The sequence below is a fragment of the Vibrio sp. 1249-1 genome, from assembly GCF_033340495.1.
Genome location: NZ_JAWOWJ010000116.1, coordinates 1 through 1,109, shown reverse-complemented (window position 1 = coordinate 1,109; position 1,109 = coordinate 1). Strand labels below are relative to the sequence as shown.

Annotated in this window: 1 protein-coding gene; it reads left to right on the top strand. The window is 47.0% G+C overall.

Translation table 11 applies throughout. The features are described from left to right. Window positions 1-1,042, top strand: a 1,042-nt coding sequence (locus R7Z50_RS24650) for a HAMP domain-containing sensor histidine kinase (protein WP_318149370.1), incomplete at its 5' end; no start/stop codon positions are given. Window positions 1,043-1,109 lie beyond the last annotated feature (67 nt).

Below are 1,109 nucleotides of genomic sequence, written 5' to 3'. Positions count from 1 at the left end.
GCTAACAACGGCGTACAACGACATCAATCTGATCCCGCCTATCTACCAGCCTTTTTTGCAAGACAAGCAGTACTTTCTCGGTGAAGTCGGTCAAGAGCCGAACACCAGAATGATTTACATGAGCACTTTTAACCAAAATGGCGAAGAGCACCCTATCATTCTGATTTCACTTATTGATGAAATCGAAATCACCTCAACCGAGTTTGTTTATGTCATCGTAATGGTACTAGCGGTGGTAACGGCGCTTATTCTAATTTTTGGCAGCCTTTTACTGCGCCTATCGCAACGTTTGATTGAGCCCGTCAGCGCACTCAAGGTGCAACTAGACCAACACCAAGGCGATACATCCCAAAAATTCATCGTGCCCGAAGGTTCGGCTAAAGAGTTCCAAACGTTAGCCTCTCAGCTCAATGAATATCGCAGCCAAATCAATCAGGTGATCAAACGCGAGCAAGCTTTTGCGCGATATGCCAGTCATGAACTGAGAACTCCGCTCACAGTGATGAAAGGTTCAAGCAGCTTGCTAGCAAGAAGCCCAAGTACGTCATTTCAAGAACGTCAGATTGGCCGTATTCAAGATGCTACTCAGCAGATGTCGACCATGGTTGATGCTTTGTTGGGATTGGTTCGATATGAACGTAACACCGACGACAGCCCAGTTCGAACCATCTCAGAGCAAGAGCTTCACAACATCGTTGCTCTTAGCCAAGCGCAAGCCGATGAAAAGTCGTTGGAATTTAATGTTCAGATATTGGGCCATCCGCAAACCAAAGCGACCACTGCAGTGCTTAACATTACGTTGAGTAACTTAATTCGCAACGGCATTGCAGCCACGTCAGCAGGAACGATTCATATCACCATGACCGATACCACACTGTCGGTGAGAGATGAAGGTGAAGGCTTCTCTTCCGTGCCAGATGCCGAAGGCCATGGTTTGGGGCTCATGATTGTGGATGACTTATGCCGACGCTATGGCTGGCAATTCACTATTGATACACATTCTGAGGGTGGATGTGAGGCAGTGCTTGACCTTTCGTCATAGCTTCATGAAGCTTGCTCTGAGCAACTTGCTCAGCACTAGATTCAATCAAGCGGTATCTCATTTGCTA